Raw genomic sequence first — 17656 nt, forward strand, 5'->3', positions numbered from 1 at the left:
TTAAAAACAATGTGAGGTTTATCTATGACACAATCTCTTTGGCTCGCTACTGCCGAGTCAGTATCACTCTCTTCACTTACTTCCTCTGTAACTTGTGATGTCTGTATTATCGGAGGAGGATTGACTGGTTTATATACAGCCTACACCTTAGCAAAAGCTGGTGTCGATGTGGTTCTACTTGAGGCAAATACCCATTTTGGACACGGTACAACTGGCCATTCCACAGGGAAATTAACAGCGCAGCACAGCATCGTGTATGCTAATCTTTTAGAAAAACTATCGGTCGAAGAAGCACAGCTCTACTATCAGCTTAATCAACAAGCCATCGATCAAGCCAGACAAATACTTCCGGAAAATAGTGTGCGGCAAGTAGATTCGCTATTATATTGTCAATCGAAAGAAGGGTATGCACAATTATTAAAAGAGTGGAATGCTTATAAGGTTTTAAATATTAAGTCAAAAATTACTTCTGACACTGAGCTACCCTTCCCTATTACAAAAGCCTTATGTATGTCACAACAGGCACAAATAAATCCTTTAGAGGTTAGTAATTTTCTTGCAAAAGAGGCACAGGCTATGGGCGCAAGACTATATTCAAATACCCGTGTACAGCAATTAAACATACCACAAAATAACTTACATACCGAAAAAAACATCTCGGTTCAATATAACAAGCTTATTTTGTGCTCGCATTATCCAATTGAGGCATTTAGAGGACTACACCTTTTCAAATTGTCTAATAGTCGTTCATACATGGTTGCTAGTAAGGTTTCAGAGACGATGCAAGGACAATATTTATCAGTTGACTTCCCTTCTCGTTCTATCCGAACAGCTACTATTAACAACGAACATTACTTAGTACTTGGCGGAGCGAATCATATTGCTGGGGAGACCGTAAATACAGAGCCTTATTATGAAGCAATATCCAATGAAATGAAGGAGCATTTTGAGCAGCAACCACTCTATCGATGGTCTGCTCAGGATATTGAAACACCAGATATTGTACCTTATGTAGGTAGAATAACAAACTCCTTGCCAAATGTGCTCATTGCCACTGGCTACCGAAAATGGGGTATATCAAATTCCTTTGTCGCTGGGGACATCCTATCCTCCCTTATTACCGGTGCAAGAAGTGAGGATGGAGCCATTGCCCTTTATTCACCATCACGTACAAAATTCGGTGCGCAATTCATGCAGATGCTCAAAGTAGGAGGTTTTGTCGCAAAGGAATATATAGCTGGTTATATGAAGAATGTCACAGCTCCGACCTGCACACATTTAGGTTGTAAAACGAAATGGAATGAAGCGGATGAAACATGGGACTGCCCATGCCACGGTTCTCGTTTTAATGCAAAAGGAGAGGTGCTAGAGGGTCCAGCAGTACAACCATTAAAACTAGATTAAAAAAAGAGGCTGTCTTTATAGACAACCTCTTTTATATTATTTTAAAGCTTCTGTTAATACAGGTACAATTTGTTTTTTACGAGACACAACACCCGGTAATACAACACGATTGTTGATAAGCTCAGCACCGAATCCTTTTGCAGCCACTTCAGCTACTTGTCCAATGGCAACAGCTGTTGAATCGTTATTTAAAATGTCAGTAACAACGAAGAAGAATAGATCTAAGCCGTTTTCTGCAACATTTTTATTTAATAAGATTTCTAACTCCTCTTGGCGATTAAGGACATCGTTAATATCAACTGCATTGACTTGAGCCACAACAGATTTGTACTCGCCAAATTGGAATTCTTTCGCATCTAATGATAATAGGTCTTCTAAAGATTTATCAGATAAATCAGCACCTGCTTTCAGCATCGCTAATCCATATTCTGCAGCATCCACCCCTGCAATTTGAGCTAGTTCCTCACCAGCTTTAACATCTTGTTCTGTGCAAGTTGGTGATTTAAAAAGTAATGTATCAGAAACGATTGCTGATAACATTAAACCAGCGATGTTTGCAGGTATTGCAACACCGTTTTCTTTGAAAATTTTGTTTAGAATTGTAGCCGTACAGCCGACAGGTTCAGCGCGATAATATAATGGATCAGCTGTTTGGAAGTTGGCAATACGGTGGTGGTCGATTACTTCTGTAATTTGTACTTCTTCGATACCGTCTGCAGATTGCTGGAACTCATTGTGGTCAACAAGAATTACTTTGTCCGCTTCCCCTACTACAGATGTGATTAAACGAGGTGCCTCAAAACCAAATTTGTCTAATGCAAACTGAGTTTCATTATTAACATCTCCAAGACGCACTGCCTCAGCTTCCTCACCAATTTGTTGTTTTAAATAGGCATATACAATAGCAGATGTGATTGTGTCTGTATCTGGATTTTTATGTCCAAAAACTAATACTTTACTCATTGAATCAATTCCTCCTAAAATAGCACTTACATTTGTATTTTATTTTATCATACTTTATAGCCTTATAAGCGATAAAGTCAAACTTTGAATCCATTAATGACTCTGCAAAATAAGGGTCCAAATTCCCCAAAGCCGGTGTCCTATCTTGGACAGTTGTTTACTATCTGATCTCTCAAAAACTCTCTCAAAACCGGTACAATTTGTCTCAGACTACAATCGTTCTGTCTAAAATTTACTATAGAAAAATAATCCTAAACGTTTAAAAACTTACTTTTCGAATAGGATAGATAGATTATAACCCCCTTGACCTGTAATGTACAATTCAAAGGCGATTAAATCCTCTTATACTATTATCTATTTTTACCAGCCTTTTTTTAACATTCAATAGTAAAAATATATCTTTTTTTTAAAATATATAGTTTACATAGATATTTAGTTGTGTTTTCATATTTAAGTCATCATAATTTTATGCTATCATCAGATAGTCTATATTATTGGATATTCAGGAAATGGGGATTACGATGACAAAGAAGATGGAAAAAAAGTACATTCCTTTAGCAAACTATTTTGAAGTAGCTTTACAACAAGAAATCACTTTATCCTTTAGTGAGTTAGAAAACATTATGGGACAAGCACTACCAAACGCCGCCTACTTAAATAAAAGCTGGTGGAAAAAAACGAAGCCCCCTCTCTCACATTATTTATCATGGACAAATGCAGGTTATTATGTCATTGATGTTAAATTAGGTACTAGTGTCACTTTCTCTCGCACTCAAATGAAGACTACTGAAAACAATACTGCTAACAATGAGGAAAACCCTTCAGCATACATAATTAGAGGGATTGAAGCATCCGATGCTCGTTCATTCATTCATTTACAAGAGGAGATTTTCCAACAAACTGACTTCATGTATAATGTTCAAAATGAGCTAGACCTAACTGTTCAACAACTTCGTAAAAATTTAGCCTATTGGAAGCAACTAAAAAATCGTACAATTCTACTTTGTGTTTTAAATGGGATATTTGCAGGCTATGCTGTCGTACATGGGTATAAACAATCAAAAGTGAGACATGTTGCCTCTATTCGTTTAGCTGTGAAGGAAGAACATCAACAAAAGGGCATTGGCTCAGCACTAATGAAGGCTGTTGAAAATTGGTCTAAACAACGTGATATTTCTCGTTTAGAATTAACGGTTATGGAGCATAACAATGTGGCTCTACATCTTTTTACAAAGCTAGGATTCCAACAAGAAGGCATTCGACAAAATGCTATTAAATTAAATAATACTTATGTTAACGAATATTGCTTAAGTAAAATTCTATAATTCACTTTTCCTAGATGTCTAAATCATATTTGGACATCTTTTTTTAGTTTCTCAAAAAAATACGCATAGACTTGTGTGTTGTTACACACCATCTATGCGTTGTCTCCCTTAAAAAACCTGTTTCTCTCTAACAGCATCTAAAAACAGTACATTATTTTCCACTTGCTCATAGGATTGCTGATATTTTTCATACTGCCCCTTGTCCTGACTTATCATTTCCTCTATCAGTGCATGCAAGAAAGAAAATAACACAGGAGCGATGTCTAGCGAAGAATGATTTTTTGTGCCAAGAGCAAATAATGCACTAGCATATTCTCGAATAGGCGAAAATGCAGAACCTGTAATGGCAATAATCTTCACCTTTTTTATCTTGGCAATTTCAATAATTGTCTTAATATCTTTCATTTGTTTATCAAAAGATAGCACAATTAAAGTCGTATGTTCGCCCATGCTATTCATTTGATTAACTAGTTCCTCCGAGTCCAAACGAAGTTGCTTAATATTTGTACGTAACGTTTTTAATGTGTTTGAAAGCCAATTCGCCACAGATGCATGATGACAGGTACCTAGAATATAGATATTATCTGCTTCATGCATCCATTTTGAACTTTTTTGAATTTGTTGCTCGTTAATTAGCTGAATTGTTTCTTGAATATGTTGGCTATCTCGATGCATAATCTTACCAAAGTTAGAATTGGTCAGCTTTTTAGCAATATATGTAGGCTGTAGGTTAGTTCCTACACTTTGAGACATGATATCATTTCTTATTTCCTCTTGAAGTTCTACATACCCTGATAATTCCATGGCATAACAAAAACGAATCACTGTAGATTCACTTACATTAGCAAGTCTGCCAACCTCTGCAGCCCCATTAGCAATAACAGTAGTGGGATTATCCATTACAAATTGCGCTACTTTGCGTTGACCCTTTGACAGCCTTACAAACCTTTTCTTTATATCCTCATGAATACTCATTCCTAACAACCTTTCTTTCAATGACCTTATCACGAATGGGAGATTGTTTCCTACTGGCTCAAAATTCGATTAAAAATACAGTATCACGATTACAATTTGAATACAATGACTTTTCTGAAAAATCTTTATCGCATTAACCTGCTAATATAGCAATTTAGTTTATAATTTAACTTTTTTATTGATTTGTCATTTTAACAAATAATTTAGTTAAATTAAATAAAAATTAATAAATACTCATTTTTACTTCTTAAACTAGCGAATAAAGACAAAAATGTCCTGGATCCATTATTCAGATCCAGAACATTCAATTTCATGTCTATTCTAATTCAAGTTGCTTCGTTTCTTTCCCAAGGAAGATAACACCCACAACGCCAATAATGATTGCTCCACAGAAGATAGCAAAGATGAAACCTATGTCATACCCTGCTGTTAATAGAAAACCAACAAGCAATGGACCAAAAATACCACCTATTCTCCCTACTGCTGCCGCCATTCCCGCACCTGTTCCACGAATGATAGAAGGATACTGCTCCGGTGTATAAGCGTATAATGCTCCCCAAGCTCCTAAGTTAAAGAAAGATAAAAACATACCCGAAGTTAACAGCATGGCAAGAGTATCTGCATTCCCAAAAATTAATGCACTCACAGCGGTACCAATTAGATAAGAAACAAGGACAAATTTGCGTCCAAATTTTTCTATAAACCAAGCTGCTGTAAAGTATCCTGGCAATTGAGCTAATGTCATGATCAAAACATATTTAAAGCTTGTAATCATATCAAAGCCCTTTCCAACCATTACACTTGGAAGCCATAAAAACATACCATAATAGGAGAATACGACTGTAAACCATAAAATCCACAGCATCAATGTCGATTTAGCATACTTCTTCGACCAAACTTCTTTCATATTTTGGCTAATGCTTCTTTTTTTAGATTCTTCCTTCACAGTAAATTGAGGTGAATCTGGCAGATGCCAACGAAGATAAATAGCATAAAATGCTGGAAGCGCTGTTAGTATCAATGCCACTCGCCACCCCCATGTAGGAATGACAAAATACGAAATAAGCGCTGCAATTAACCATCCTGCTGCCCAAAAACTTTCTAGCAAAACAACTACTCGCCCTCTTTCTTTTGCTGCTACACTTTCAGATACTAATGTAGAGGCAACGGGCAATTCTCCACCTAGACCCATCCCAACTAAAAAGCGCAAAATTAAAAATGCAGTTAATGACGTAGTAAATGCAGACAAACCACTTGCAACAGAAAAGAGAACAAGTGTCCACATAAAAATTTGTTTCCGTCCTACTTTATCAGCAAATACCCCAAAAAAGAGAGCCCCTACTGCCATCCCGATTGAATTAATACTACCAATCCAGCCAGATTGACTTGGTGTAAGTCCCCAATCTGCTGCTAACGCTGCAATGACGAAAGATAATATACCAACGTCCATTGCATCGAAGAGCCACCCTACCCCTGCAACACCCAAAAGCTTATTTCTTGAGATGGGTTGTTGAGGTCTATTTGTTACGGCTGTATTTATTGTCATTCTAATCACCTGTCTTTACACTTGACTTTACATTACAAGATTACTATACAGTTGTTTCAAGAAAGTGACAAGTAAAATTCAAATTACCGAATTGTTTCGACAATTAACGAAATGCTATTGAAATAATAGTGCAATTTGCGTTAAAATGTCTTTTATACAAAAACAACTGTTCTTTCTATAAGAACAAAAGGAGATCGTAACGTTATGTGGAAAGGCCTTATTGAAGAATATAAACAATTTTTACCCGTAACTGAAAATACACCCGCTTTAACTTTAAACGAAGGCAATACGCCTCTTATACATTTAGTGAATTTATCAAAGAAACTAGGTATTGAGCTTTATGGAAAAATTGAAGGTGCAAACCCGACTGGATCATTTAAAGACCGAGGAATGGTGTTTGCAGTTGCAAAAGCTATTGAGGACGGAAGTCAATGTGTTATTTGCGCTTCTACAGGAAACACTTCGGCTGCTGCCGCTGCATATGCAACACGTGCTGGTATTCAATCAATCGTTGTCATCCCTAAAGGGAAAGTTGCTCTTGGTAAACTAGCACAAGCTACCATGTATGGTGCAAAAATCATTGAAATAGATGGTAACTTTGATGATGCTCTTAATATCGTTCGCCAGGTGAGTGAAACAACTCCTGTTGCACTTGTAAATTCGGTAAATCCATATCGTATTGAAGGTCAAAAAACAGCATCCTTTGAAATTGTAGATGCCTTAGGTTCAGCACCAGATTATTTGTGTATTCCAGTTGGGAACGCAGGGAATATTACAGCATACTGGAAAGGCTTTAAAGAATATCATGCTGCAAAAGATTGCGGTCTACCAAAAATGTATGGCTTTGAGGCTGAAGGTGCCGCAGCAATCGTCAAAGGCGAACCGATTGCAAACCCAGAGACAGTAGCAACAGCCATTCGAATAGGTAATCCTGCTAGTTGGAAATTGGCAGAAGCAGCTCGCGATGAATCTGGTGGTATGATTGATTCGGTTACAGATGAAGAAATTGTTGCTGCCTATAAATTAATTGCAAGTACAGAAGGTATTTTTGTTGAGCCAGGTTCAGCTGCTTCTTTAGCAGGTGTTATTAAGTCCGTAGAAAGTGGAAAAATTCCACTGGGCGCTAAAGTTGTAACGATCTTTACAGGTAACGGGCTAAAAGATCCTGATACTGCAATGAATGTTTCTTCTGTCGAAGTTGTATCCCTCAAAAATGATGAAGAAGAAATTCGTGCATATATTGAGGGTGTACTATGAGTAAAACGTGGCAAATCTCAGTTCCTGGAAGCACAGCCAACTTAGGTCCCGGCTTTGATTCAATAGGACTCGGCTTGTCTCTTTACTTAAAACTTACCGTGACTTTACAAGATCATTGGGATATTATTCATCTTGATGATAATGGTCCTAAAGAGTTTGAGCTAGAAGAACACTTACTATACGTCATTGCTAAAAAAATCGCCCAACAATACGGTCAACAACTACCTGCTTGTCGTGTTGAAATGGCTAGTGAACTCCCGTTAGCACGTGGTCTCGGAAGTAGTGCAGCTGTTATTGTTGCGGGTATTGAGCTTGCTAACCAAGTATGTGAGCTAGATTTAACTACTCAAGATAAACTCAATCTATCCTCACAAATTGAGGGGCATCCAGATAACGCAACCGCTTCTGTTTTAGGGGGATTAACCATATCCTCTATGGACGATAACGGCCTAGTCGATACATTTCATATTAATGATATCGATGCATCCTTTGTTGTATATGTACCAGATGTTGAACTAAAAACGAGTGAGTCCCGTTCTGTTTTACCAGAACAATTGAATCGATCCTATACAGTGCGTGCTTCTGCAAATGCGAATATGTTAGCAGCTTCCTTAATGGCACGGGACTTCGAGCGTGCTGGTCGTTATATGGAGGCAGACTTATTCCATGAACCGTTTCGCGCAAAGCTTATTCCTGCGTATGCAGAAATTCGTACAGCTGCAAAAGCTAATGGTGCCTATGGAACAGCATTAAGCGGAGCGGGTCCAACAATGATTTCAATCATTCCCTCGGCTATTGCCTCTGACTTCGTTCATTTAATGAAAGAGCAATTCCCTGAACATCAGGTTATTTTGACAAAAGCCGATGAACATGGTGTACAAGTTAATAGATAATTGGAAGAAACGTCTACTATAATAGTAGGCGTTTTTTCTTGAAAGGAAGTATGGTTAAAACTAATATTATAGAAGTATAAGGTTAGACATTTATAGATTACTAGGAACTTATGTTTCTAAGGAGGAACTATCTTGCAACCAATAATATTCTGTGATTTCGATGGCACGATAACAGAAACTGATAATATCTTTTCACTTATGACTGAATTTGTACCCGAGGAATCTGAGAAAATTGCCAAAGCTATGATGGAGCAAACAATTTCCTTTAAAGATGGGCTTTCAGCTATGTTTCGTTTACTTTCTACTCAACAAAAGGATGATGTAATACAGTACCTTATGAATTCTGCGGTCATCCGTGAAGGCTTTGGCGAATTTGTTCACTATGCCCAAGACAACAATATTCCATTTTATATTGTAAGTGGTGGGGTTGATTTTTTCATTAAACCTTTAGTTGAGAAATATGGGCCGTTTTCAGGTATTTACTGTAATAAAGCAGATTTTTCTGGTGATCAGATAGAGCTGATTTATCCAAATAGCTGTGACGAGGCATGTACTAAATTTAGCACGCAAGGTTGCGGCTGCTGCAAGCCTAGCGTTATGCGGAAGGTTGCTACAGAAGATCATTATAAAATTGTGATTGGTGATTCTTTATCTGATTTCGAGGCAGCCAAACTAGCCGATATAGTCCTTGCTAGAGACCACCTTATCCAGCGCTGTGAGGAGCTTCATGTTCCTTATAAACCTTTTACTACTTTCCATGATTGTTTACACATTGTCCAAGAACTTCTGGATTCAACAAACACTGTTCCCACTATTTAATGTGAGAATAAACAAGAGAGCCACTTTTACTAAGATGGCTCTCTTGTTTTCTACTTATTATGCTAATAACACTAAGCTAATGGCCATGACCGCCATTCCCCCTACTAAACCATACATCGACAAATGTGTTTCATCGTATCTTTGCGCTGCGGGTAATAATTCATCTAATGAAATAAAGACCATTATTCCAGCAACACCTGCAAAGACGATACCAAACATTACATCCGTTAAAAATGGCATAAGAAGCAAAAATGCTACTAATGCACCGACAGGCTCTGCTAATCCTGATAAAAAGGATAATTTAAAAGCCTTTCGACGATTACCCGTTGCAAAGAAAATTGGAACGGATACAGCAATGCCCTCTGGAATATTATGAATGGCTACCGCAATGGCAATGGCAATCCCAACATTCGGGTCATTAATAGCTGACATAAATGTGGCGATTCCCTCTGGGAAATTATGAATGCCAATAGCGAGAGCAGTAAATATCCCCATCTTCATCAAATGATCTTCATTGACCTTTGGTTTAATCGCATTCACATCTTCAACTAGCTTTACTTCATGAGGATTAGTCGCTTTAGGAATAAATTTATCGATCAAAGCAATAAATAACATCCCCCCAAAAAAACCGAGGATTGTCATCCAATAGCCATTTGTTGTGCCTAATGCATTGGTTAAAGCATCTTTAGCTTTAACAAAAATCTCTACTAGGGAAACATAGATCATGACCCCTGCTGAAAAACCTAATGCTAATGATAAAAATTTTGTATTTGTACGTGATGTAAAAAATGCTATTAAACTACCTACACCCGTTGCAAGCCCGGCAAAAAGAGTCAATCCCAATGCCAGTAAAACATTTCCGTCCATTCCCTTCTTCCTTTTCTCTTTTTCTTATTGTACTCATCTTAACGTAGAAGTTTCCTATACGCAATTCTTTTTTATAAGGTGAATATCATTCTTTACTAAGGCCCAATAGAACATAAAAAAGCAGTATCAATTCACACAAATATTGAATGATACTGCTTACATGTTTATTTATGATTCAATTGAAAGTTTCGTTTACGACGTTCATACCAAATGACACAGATGACAAACCATGTATAGCCCATACACCACCCAGCAAGCACATCTGTAGCAAAATGCCGGGCTCCAGCAATACGTGATAGTCCGATAAGTATCATAAGTATAATTGCTGCAAGCCATAAAAGGATTTTCCGGCTCTTACTATTATTTTCAGCTAAAAGATAAGCAGTTGTGAACAAGTACAAAATACCTGTCATAGCATGTCCAGATGGAAAGCTAAAGGATGTCAGTTGATCCTCCAGTTCTGGTCGTGGTCGTTGAACCCATTTCTTTAGTAATTGATTTAATACGTTGCCCGCAGCAAACGTTAACACAACAAATAGCATACCTCGATAATTTTTTACCTTCCATGCTAAATAAACGATTAACACTACTGCCACAATCACAACAAATTTGGGCTCCCCTATATAATGAAAGAACTCGATAAACCGATTACCTAAAAAAATATCTGCCACTTTCGCATCAAATGTATTCATAAACGGTTTTTGATAAGTTGCTCTTAAAACAATAAAGATAACTAATGTTAAAATTGCTAATGGATAAGCCCATTTTTTCATACTTTCACCTCTAAAACATTTATGCTATGTTCTTCACATCATAACACAAATACGTTCTTCCTAAGTGAAAATATAGGCTTTCGCATTACGAAAGGTTTATATTCTTGTATTCTTGATAAATCATGATTGATTCTTCATCTGGTTTGTGAAAATAATCGGAAACTGCTAAGGCAACAATAAATAAAATGGCTACTATAGGTAGTATTTTTCTAAACATCCTAAACACTCCCTTATCCTTTTATTGTTCCAACTTTGGTTACTTGATTAATACCGGATCAAATAGCCAATCTGTAGGACCAAAGTTTGGATCTTTCTCTCCTCTTACTTCTCGAGAAATACCATTTTTTATAATAGCTTCTCTAAATCTTCTACTAAACAATGTCTTTCTATAAAGATATAATCCATCATGACTAAACTCAGCTGAGTAGAACACATCACCTTTTAAATCCTTTAAATCCTCATGATGATAAGTATCAGGGCCAGTGATTACTCCATTTAAACCACAGCTACATGGAGGCTGTTCAGTGGCAAAGTATAATTTCACTCTGTCCTTGCTACTTTCAGGTAGCATTTGTCTAGGAATGATTTGATAAGCTGGTTGTTTTCCTTCTTCAGGTCCTTGATGGATAACTTCCAACAGCTCGTAGCCTTCTAGATTTTCCTTTTTCATTAATGACACCAGTTCCTCAGAGGCTACCCAATAACCATTTACATGGACCAAATGTCTATCCTTCATCTGCGTTGTATCAATTACTATTGGTGATAACTGCTCTTTATCCATAAGACCGCAACATTTACAATGGGTACTTAAAGAGAAGAGTGTCCCTTTGTCTTCTAAGAACATTTCTGGAGAATTCCCTGTTGAATTTAAAGTAAATAAAGGTGCCCTTTCATATTCAATATCTGAAAATTCAAAATAAAAACGTTCTCCTATTGACACAATACCAAATTCACGTTCTAAGGATTCGTACAACGCTGTAACCTTCTCGTATGTTACATCTTCGTTGAGTGTAAAAATGGGATTAAATTTTGTTTTTAAATTTCTTTTTCTAATTTCAGGCGCACCAATAGCAATACCATGACGATTATAAACGTTAATAACTTGATCTTCACTAGTTTCATCTATGGAAAACAAATTTTCAAGTTCTACTTTCACAATACACGCCTACCTTTATAAAGTTTTATGGTGAAGTATATTGACTAGCTAGTAACATTCTACAATCTACTAACGTTACTTTATTCATAGATAGTCAGGCTGCTTTATTAATAAAATCATTTGTATATTACTTACTATAGCAAATCTACTTAACCACGGTTAAATTAAGCGTACCAGTTGTTATACCGTATTTTCAACTTCGGGTTTACGCCAATTTTTTGGCGTGATTCAGGTCAATTTTTGGCGTGATTTGGCGGACATAGAAAAACACCGCCACTTTTTTGGCGGTGTTTTCCTTATACTATAGGCTATTTTACATAAAATTTTGGATTTATTTTACTAAGTTAAGAGTTGGTTATTTATTTTCAATAAGTACCCTCTTAATTGAAAAATATACCAACAGTATAGCATAGTACGAAATTAGAGTAAATTCATTCTTTCAGCAAGATTCACAGCTTCTGTTCGTGAATCTACATTTAACAAAGAAAAAAGTTGAGTTAAATATCTCTCTGTTGTGCGCTGTGGAATATTGAGTTCAATAGCAATGGCTTTATTCGTATGCCCCTCCGCTATTAGTCTTAATATTTTCTTTTCTTTTTCATTTAAATGAATATCTTTAGCATCCTGCAGTTTAAATTTATCATCCAGAAAATCTAAGAAGTTTTTAGGTAAAACAATTTCACCATTTGCAATCGCTCTTACTGTTCTTAAAATTTGCTCCTTAGAGGCAGTTTTAGCTAAAATTCCTTCTATTTTTCTTTCTAAAATGAGTGGATAATAATCCGTGATATCATCTCCTGTATAGAGAATAACGGAAGCATTTGACTGAATGGCTTTAATATTACGAGCTAAGTTAATTCCATTTTCTAAAGGCATATTGATATCGATTAAATAGATATCATATGGCTTATTATTTATTCTTTGAATGACACAGGTAGCATCACTTTCAGTATCAATAATAATATCTTCATTGTCTTGAAATAAATTTTTAGTTCCTTCTAACACTATAGGGTGATCATCCACTATGAGCATCGTAATCATGTGTTTCACTCCCTTCTATCACAATTATTCTAATAGCCATTCCTCTGTTGACGTTTGAGTCAATATAAAATTGTCCATTAAATGCTTTCACACGCTCCTGCATACCTCGAATACCCATCGACTCTGCTACAATTATATCCTCCACGTTACATCCTACACCATCATCTATATATACAATTTCAAAGCCATCATTCTTTTCTTTTAAATGAATCTCAACTGAAGTTGCATAAGAGTGTTTTAAAGCATTATTCAGTAGCTCTTGAAACAATCGATAGATCATTAAATTCATACGCTCATCCTCTAAATAGAGACGATCAATCGTATAAATTAACAAAAAGTTAGCCCTCTCCTGAACTTTTCTTATTAATTTTTCTAATGCTGCGTTTAAACCTAGTGTGTCTAGTAACGGCGGCTTTAGATTTTCACAATAGGTACGTAATTCATGTAGAGAGGTAATCATTTGTTTATGAATCTCTGCCAGCTTTTCTTGCATATTCGTTGTATCTTTTGCATTAACTAGGACATCCACCTCTCGGGCTATATGGAGTTGTTCCTGTAAATTGGTGTCATGCAACTCTTGGGCTAGCAAATACTTTTCTTCTTCGAATCTCATCCATAATAGCTTATTCAGCCATGGTAATTGACCATCGTCAGCTTGCTTCATATGCTTTAGTTCCTCTAATAGTTCTTCTACCATCTTTGTATTTTCAATAAAATTATTTACATACAATAGGAGTAACTCAAGCCATAAAAGCTCTTCATCTTTTAAATGAATCGTATTATTATGCCCTAGCACTAAAGCTCTCTTATATCGTGCATCCTGATGAAGAAAGGCTACATAAACCTTGTCAACCTTTCTTATTTCTCCTAACCTTATTTCTTCCATTGTATCAGGATGGATCGTGAAATTTTCCTCAGCGACTGTCATGAATTCATTTGTTTCATAGTTATATGTTAGGACAAAAACATCTTCCAGCTCAAGGTGCATAGAAACCTCATAAGCAAATTTTTCTAAGAGCTCGTCAATTTTAATGGTCTTACCGATTTTATCCACAGCAGTATATAGTTGATGAATATAATCGCCCTTCGTCGAAAATAGTATCTTCCGTTTTCGATAATCGACCTTTTCTTTTATATAAAAAAGGATAACTAATGAGGAAAATGTAAAGAAAGCAACCCCTGATACAGCAGTCATTGTTAAATACTGACCAGCAATAAAATAAAGTCCCACAGTAAACCATACTGTAAAGATTAAAGAAAAAATAACGTAATAACGTAATCTTGTAATATGGTACTCAATATCAAATAACCTTTCTGCTAATTGTGTAAAGATAAAGCTAAAAGGGATAAGCAATAGAAATAATGAGCTAATCTCAGATGAAAGAATGTACGTATGAAAAAGTACTTTTGGGAGTGCATATAAAAATAGGAACGGTAGAAACGGTATTAAAATACTATTTAAGAAAATTTTCAACTGAGGTGAGCTATATTTGAAATAGCTTATTAATAAAATACTAAGGATAATCACAAGGAGAATTAGAAACATAGCTAATACAATATTTGAAAGAATATCGTTAGCAGTAGGGTAAATAGTGCCCATTAACCCTAGTATAAAAGCGAATATAGGAAGTATATAAAAGAGCCTGATATTATTGGTAAACATCCAATTTGTTTTCACAAATGAATAATAATTTCTTAAAAAATGTAATAAGACGACTAAACATAACAGCATACTACTACGATTTACAATAATTCCAATAGCATCTAACCTGCCAGAGACACCGCTACTTACATATGCTAATGAAACAGATAATACAAAAAGAATAAGTAAGTCTACTAACTTTGAATTCCTTTGTTTAAAATGTAAGTAGAACGCAACAAATAACGTTAGTAAATAATAACAAGCTGGTATGATTAATACATAGATAAACTGCTGAGGGATGTCCAAATGCTTAATATGTATATTAATTAAATCTCCATTGGGCTTCATTATGGTTAAATCATTGGCAGATAGTATTCTAGATTTATACCTTAGCTGATCAAAAGAGTCAATTGGACGCTTATCTACAGTTAAAATGGCATCGCCAATGGATAAATTTTGCCTATTAGCCCAGTCTTTATAATACAGTCTTGTTACTAGCCACTTTCCATCTTCTTTTTCTACCTCTATTTCAATATACGGCGCGCTATAATTCACATAATTTAAATACAGACCTATAATTAAATAGAGAATTATAGCAGGCCAAAACAATTTATTACGCAATGTTTTTAGTTCCAAATTTCACTTTCTGCATTCATATCACCGTTAAACGATTCTAAAATTGCTTTTTGTTCTGTAGATGAGACACCAATTAATGCGGCTTTTTGTTCCTTTAATAGTGCAACTAGGCTAGGATTTTGCTCTAAATACTGGATTACATTAATCATTTTAATCTCTCCTCATCTCAATAGTTTTTCTAGATATTCTCTACCTAGCTTATTTATAGCTACATTTTCTAGATAATTCAGCGCTTTAAACTTGTAGACATTCTTTATCGTAATGGCATAACGTATTGCCCCACCATTTGTCAACTCGTTTTCTGTTGCCTTATTATCCAAAACTGTAACTATATCATCATTATAATAGCTGGCAACAGAATTTGAAACATCATTTTTCTTTGATAAGAGATAAATAATAGGCAAGGAGTATCTTTTATTTAGCAGGTCATTTTTAGGGCCCCATACTTTCAAACTTTGAATGTCATTTTTAATTTGTTGGATAATACCTATGTATTTCCCGTATTCCTCTACTTCTTTCGTAACTTCCCCCTTTGCAAGCACCTCGCCTATTAAACAACCCATCGCTGTTAAAGAGCCCGATTTCTGAGTAATCATTTGGACATAAGATTCCTCATCACGACAAATATTAAGTAAGTCTAATTGTTGACCACTAATGCTCATTAAGGCGTATTTCTCAAGTAGTCTTATAGCAGCGCTTTTATGCTCAAATGACGTTTCATTTATTGCTTTAGAGGCCATGATCAGCATTGCTAGGGCAACATTTAATGATAGCTCAGGTGTATTGTTCCAAATATAGTCTGAATCCTTATCTTGCAGATCATCGATAATATCAAAAGACAATATTAAAAGTTCAATTGCTGCAGCTACTTTATAGATATCTTCATTTATGCCATCCGAAAATGCTTCATAATGCAAAAAACATAACTTACCAAAAGAAAAACCTACGGCAGTTTTCTCTTCAAGAAAACTTTTTAACAGCAATTTAAGCTCATCACCAAGTAATGTTTCGTTTTCTATAAGAATGTCCAATGATTCATGAATACGTTCATCAAAACCGTTCAATAGTCCTCTCTCCCCTCCCGTTTATTACTAGATATTATATATATTAGTGGCAAATAATACTAGACTAAACAATTTTAAATACATTTAATACCATCAAATCCCACAAAAAGGTTATGTCCGCCAAAAAGTGGCGTTATTTACATAAAGCACGCCATTTTTTTGTTAATTAATGCTAAAAAAATGGCGGTGGAGAACCATATCCCGCCATTAAAGTGGCGTAAACTCACCATTGAAATGGCGTTCTGATAGATGTTACGCTTATATTAATAAGATTTTGATAGATATAAAGTCAGAATCGATGTGAATAAATTGATACATATAAATTCTTTTGCACTGGGAGTGATTTAAAAATGAAAAATGGATTAAACGAATCGCTTTTAATACTTACGGCTACTTTTTCATGTAATATCTCTGTCTCAGCTGAAGAAATTACAATTAAACAGCCTACAACTGATCAACTACAGATTGAGCAAATAATTATTCAATCTGAGTTAAAAGCTTATCAAGAAACGTTAGCAACCTATAAAAACATTTCAACCTTTTCATGCCTTATTAGTGACACCCCTGGATTTGAGGATTGTTTCCAACAAAAAAGAGATCAGTATATGGAGCAGTACGGCATTATAAGAATATCGGATGAGAGCTTATCTAGTATGCCATCCATTCATCCATTTCCTTTTGGATTAAATATTGAATCTCCTTCTATTTATGTAACGCCACAATACACCATCATTAATGCTAGAGGACTAGAAACGAAGAAGACTATTCAAGAGTTGGATGGGCTCAATAATGCCAACATCTCAGGATTATCCATTAACGAAAGCTCTATTTCCTTTAATTTGGATTCAACATTTAGCGGATGGAGAAAAACATCGATCAAACATTAAAGTACAATTAACTAAGCAGTCATAATAATTGTGCTGACTGCTTTATATATAACAAAAAAGGTGTCTCAATTTACTTGAGACACCTTTAACGTATTAACCTTTTACGTAATAAACTTCTTGTCCGCTTTCAATGACGTATTCAGGTTTCGGTTTACCTGCGTTTGCCTTATGACCCGCAATGTGCTCGGGACTCTTTTCCCAGTTTTTCCATGCTTCTTCTGATTCCCAGCGAACCATAATTAGCACTTCTTCATCACCACGGCGAACTTTTTTTACAAGCACCTGCTTATCAATATAACCAGGTTGTTGTTCAAGTAATGACGGACCATCAGGTTTAGCGCCAAAACGTTCCACAACCTTATCCGAATTCCCTTCCGTTACAACGATACGTTTAATTTGTACAAACAT

18 protein-coding genes are annotated in these 17656 nt (G+C 35.7%); 6 read left to right on the forward strand and 12 right to left on the reverse strand.

Going from position 1 to position 17656, the window contains the following annotated elements; all coding sequences use genetic code 11:
* Positions 1-24: 24 nt before the first annotated feature.
* Complete coding sequence (locus tag OU989_RS20235) at positions 25-1404, forward strand: FAD-dependent oxidoreductase (RefSeq protein WP_274794715.1); 1380 nt, start codon at positions 25-27, stop codon at positions 1402-1404.
* 36 nt (positions 1405-1440) lie between these two features.
* On the opposite strand, the gene OU989_RS20240 is transcribed toward OU989_RS20235, so the two are convergent.
* Positions 1441-2367: a manganese-dependent inorganic pyrophosphatase gene (locus OU989_RS20240; RefSeq protein ID WP_274794716.1), complete on the reverse strand. Its 927-nt coding sequence runs from the start codon at positions 2365-2367 to the stop codon at positions 1441-1443.
* 521 nt (positions 2368-2888) lie between these two features.
* On the opposite strand from OU989_RS20240, the gene OU989_RS20245 reads away from it, so the two are divergent.
* Positions 2889-3692, forward strand: coding sequence for a GNAT family N-acetyltransferase (locus OU989_RS20245; RefSeq protein WP_274794717.1), 804 nt, complete (start codon positions 2889-2891; stop codon positions 3690-3692).
* Between the two features lie 108 nt (positions 3693-3800).
* On the opposite strand, the gene OU989_RS20250 is transcribed toward OU989_RS20245, so the two are convergent.
* On the reverse strand, positions 3801-4667 hold the full coding sequence (locus tag OU989_RS20250; protein WP_274794718.1) for a MurR/RpiR family transcriptional regulator: 867 nt from the start codon (positions 4665-4667) through the stop codon (positions 3801-3803).
* Positions 4668-4983: 316 nt separating this feature from the next.
* On the reverse strand, positions 4984-6213 hold the full coding sequence (locus OU989_RS20255) for an MFS transporter (RefSeq protein WP_274794719.1): 1230 nt from the start codon (positions 6211-6213) through the stop codon (positions 4984-4986).
* 204 nt (positions 6214-6417) lie between these two features.
* Here OU989_RS20255 and thrC point away from each other — a divergent pair, with 204 nt between their 5' ends.
* The 3 genes from thrC to OU989_RS20270 all read left to right on the forward strand — a co-directional run bounded on the left by thrC (position 6418) and on the right by OU989_RS20270 (position 9182).
* Positions 6418-7470 carry a threonine synthase gene (gene thrC, locus OU989_RS20260; RefSeq protein WP_274794720.1) on the forward strand — a complete coding sequence of 351 codons (1053 nt, stop codon included), beginning with the start codon at positions 6418-6420 and terminating at the stop codon, positions 7468-7470.
* Positions 7467-8363, forward strand: a complete 897-nt coding sequence (gene thrB / locus OU989_RS20265) for a homoserine kinase (protein ID WP_274794721.1) — start codon at positions 7467-7469, stop codon at positions 8361-8363. The genes thrC and thrB overlap by 4 nt, the downstream gene beginning before the upstream one ends.
* 132 nt (positions 8364-8495) lie before the next feature.
* Positions 8496-9182 carry a 2-hydroxy-3-keto-5-methylthiopentenyl-1-phosphate phosphatase gene (locus tag OU989_RS20270; protein ID WP_274794722.1) on the forward strand — a complete coding sequence of 229 codons (687 nt, stop codon included), beginning with the start codon at positions 8496-8498 and terminating at the stop codon, positions 9180-9182.
* Positions 9183-9239: 57 nt separating this feature from the next.
* On the opposite strand, the gene zupT is transcribed toward OU989_RS20270, so the two are convergent.
* The 8 genes from zupT to OU989_RS20310 form a co-directional block, all read right to left on the reverse strand.
* Positions 9240-10049, reverse strand: coding sequence for a zinc transporter ZupT (gene zupT, locus OU989_RS20275; protein WP_274794723.1), 810 nt, complete (start codon positions 10047-10049; stop codon positions 9240-9242).
* A gap of 164 nt (positions 10050-10213) precedes the next feature.
* Positions 10214-10822: a phosphatase PAP2 family protein gene (locus OU989_RS20280; protein ID WP_274794724.1), complete on the reverse strand. Its 609-nt coding sequence runs from the start codon at positions 10820-10822 to the stop codon at positions 10214-10216.
* 85 nt (positions 10823-10907) lie between these two features.
* On the reverse strand, positions 10908-11039 hold the full coding sequence (locus tag OU989_RS20285) for a hypothetical protein (RefSeq protein ID WP_274794726.1): 132 nt from the start codon (positions 11037-11039) through the stop codon (positions 10908-10910).
* 39 nt (positions 11040-11078) lie between these two features.
* On the reverse strand, positions 11079-11978 hold the full coding sequence (locus OU989_RS20290) for a hypothetical protein (RefSeq protein WP_274794727.1): 900 nt from the start codon (positions 11976-11978) through the stop codon (positions 11079-11081).
* 420 nt (positions 11979-12398) lie between these two features.
* A complete protein-coding gene (locus tag OU989_RS20295) occupies positions 12399-13019 on the reverse strand; it encodes a response regulator transcription factor (protein ID WP_274794728.1) in 621 nt (206 codons plus the stop codon).
* Positions 12994-15297 carry a sensor histidine kinase gene (locus OU989_RS20300; protein WP_274794729.1) on the reverse strand — a complete coding sequence of 768 codons (2304 nt, stop codon included), beginning with the start codon at positions 15295-15297 and terminating at the stop codon, positions 12994-12996. Before OU989_RS20300 ends, OU989_RS20295 begins: the two co-directional genes overlap by 26 nt.
* Positions 15288-15446 carry a competence pheromone ComX gene (gene comX, locus OU989_RS20305; protein ID WP_274794730.1) on the reverse strand — a complete coding sequence of 53 codons (159 nt, stop codon included), beginning with the start codon at positions 15444-15446 and terminating at the stop codon, positions 15288-15290. Before comX ends, OU989_RS20300 begins: the two co-directional genes overlap by 10 nt.
* 12 nt (positions 15447-15458) lie before the next feature.
* Positions 15459-16361, reverse strand: coding sequence for a polyprenyl synthetase family protein (locus OU989_RS20310; protein ID WP_274794731.1), 903 nt, complete (start codon positions 16359-16361; stop codon positions 15459-15461).
* A gap of 350 nt (positions 16362-16711) precedes the next feature.
* On the opposite strand from OU989_RS20310, the gene OU989_RS20315 reads away from it, so the two are divergent.
* Positions 16712-17248 carry a hypothetical protein gene (locus OU989_RS20315; RefSeq protein WP_274794733.1) on the forward strand — a complete coding sequence of 179 codons (537 nt, stop codon included), beginning with the start codon at positions 16712-16714 and terminating at the stop codon, positions 17246-17248.
* 93 nt (positions 17249-17341) lie between these two features.
* Here the strand turns inward: OU989_RS20315 and OU989_RS20320 are convergent, their stop codons facing one another.
* A complete protein-coding gene (locus OU989_RS20320) occupies positions 17342-17656 on the reverse strand; it encodes an antibiotic biosynthesis monooxygenase family protein (protein WP_274794734.1) in 315 nt (104 codons plus the stop codon).

The sequence above is a fragment of the Lysinibacillus irui genome (genome assembly GCF_028877475.1).
GTDB classification, from domain to species: Bacteria; Bacillota; Bacilli; order Bacillales_A; family Planococcaceae; genus Lysinibacillus; species Lysinibacillus irui.

What these genes read in the sequence shown, in the direction of transcription:
- OU989_RS20235 (WP_274794715.1), top strand. Translation starts at nt 25, where the DNA reads ATGACACAATCTCTTTGGCTCGCTACTGCCGAGTCAGTATCACTCTCT.
- OU989_RS20240 (WP_274794716.1), bottom strand. Translation starts at nt 2,367, where the DNA reads ATGAGTAAAGTATTAGTTTTTGGACATAAAAATCCAGATACAGACACA.
- OU989_RS20245 (WP_274794717.1), top strand. Translation starts at nt 2,889, where the DNA reads ATGACAAAGAAGATGGAAAAAAAGTACATTCCTTTAGCAAACTATTTT.
- OU989_RS20250 (WP_274794718.1), bottom strand. Translation starts at nt 4,667, where the DNA reads ATGAGTATTCATGAGGATATAAAGAAAAGGTTTGTAAGGCTGTCAAAG.
- OU989_RS20255 (WP_274794719.1), bottom strand. Translation starts at nt 6,213, where the DNA reads ATGACAATAAATACAGCCGTAACAAATAGACCTCAACAACCCATCTCA.
- thrC (WP_274794720.1), top strand. Translation starts at nt 6,418, where the DNA reads ATGTGGAAAGGCCTTATTGAAGAATATAAACAATTTTTACCCGTAACT.
- thrB (WP_274794721.1), top strand. Translation starts at nt 7,467, where the DNA reads ATGAGTAAAACGTGGCAAATCTCAGTTCCTGGAAGCACAGCCAACTTA.
- zupT (WP_274794723.1), bottom strand. Translation starts at nt 10,049, where the DNA reads ATGGACGGAAATGTTTTACTGGCATTGGGATTGACTCTTTTTGCCGGG.
- OU989_RS20280 (WP_274794724.1), bottom strand. Translation starts at nt 10,822, where the DNA reads ATGAAAAAATGGGCTTATCCATTAGCAATTTTAACATTAGTTATCTTT.
- OU989_RS20285 (WP_274794726.1), bottom strand. Translation starts at nt 11,039, where the DNA reads ATGTTTAGAAAAATACTACCTATAGTAGCCATTTTATTTATTGTTGCC.
- OU989_RS20295 (WP_274794728.1), bottom strand. Translation starts at nt 13,019, where the DNA reads ATGATTACGATGCTCATAGTGGATGATCACCCTATAGTGTTAGAAGGA.
- comX (WP_274794730.1), bottom strand. Translation starts at nt 15,446, where the DNA reads ATGATTAATGTAATCCAGTATTTAGAGCAAAATCCTAGCCTAGTTGCA.
- OU989_RS20315 (WP_274794733.1), top strand. Translation starts at nt 16,712, where the DNA reads ATGAAAAATGGATTAAACGAATCGCTTTTAATACTTACGGCTACTTTT.
- OU989_RS20320 (WP_274794734.1), bottom strand. Translation starts at nt 17,656, where the DNA reads ATGTTTGTACAAATTAAACGTATCGTTGTAACGGAAGGGAATTCGGAT.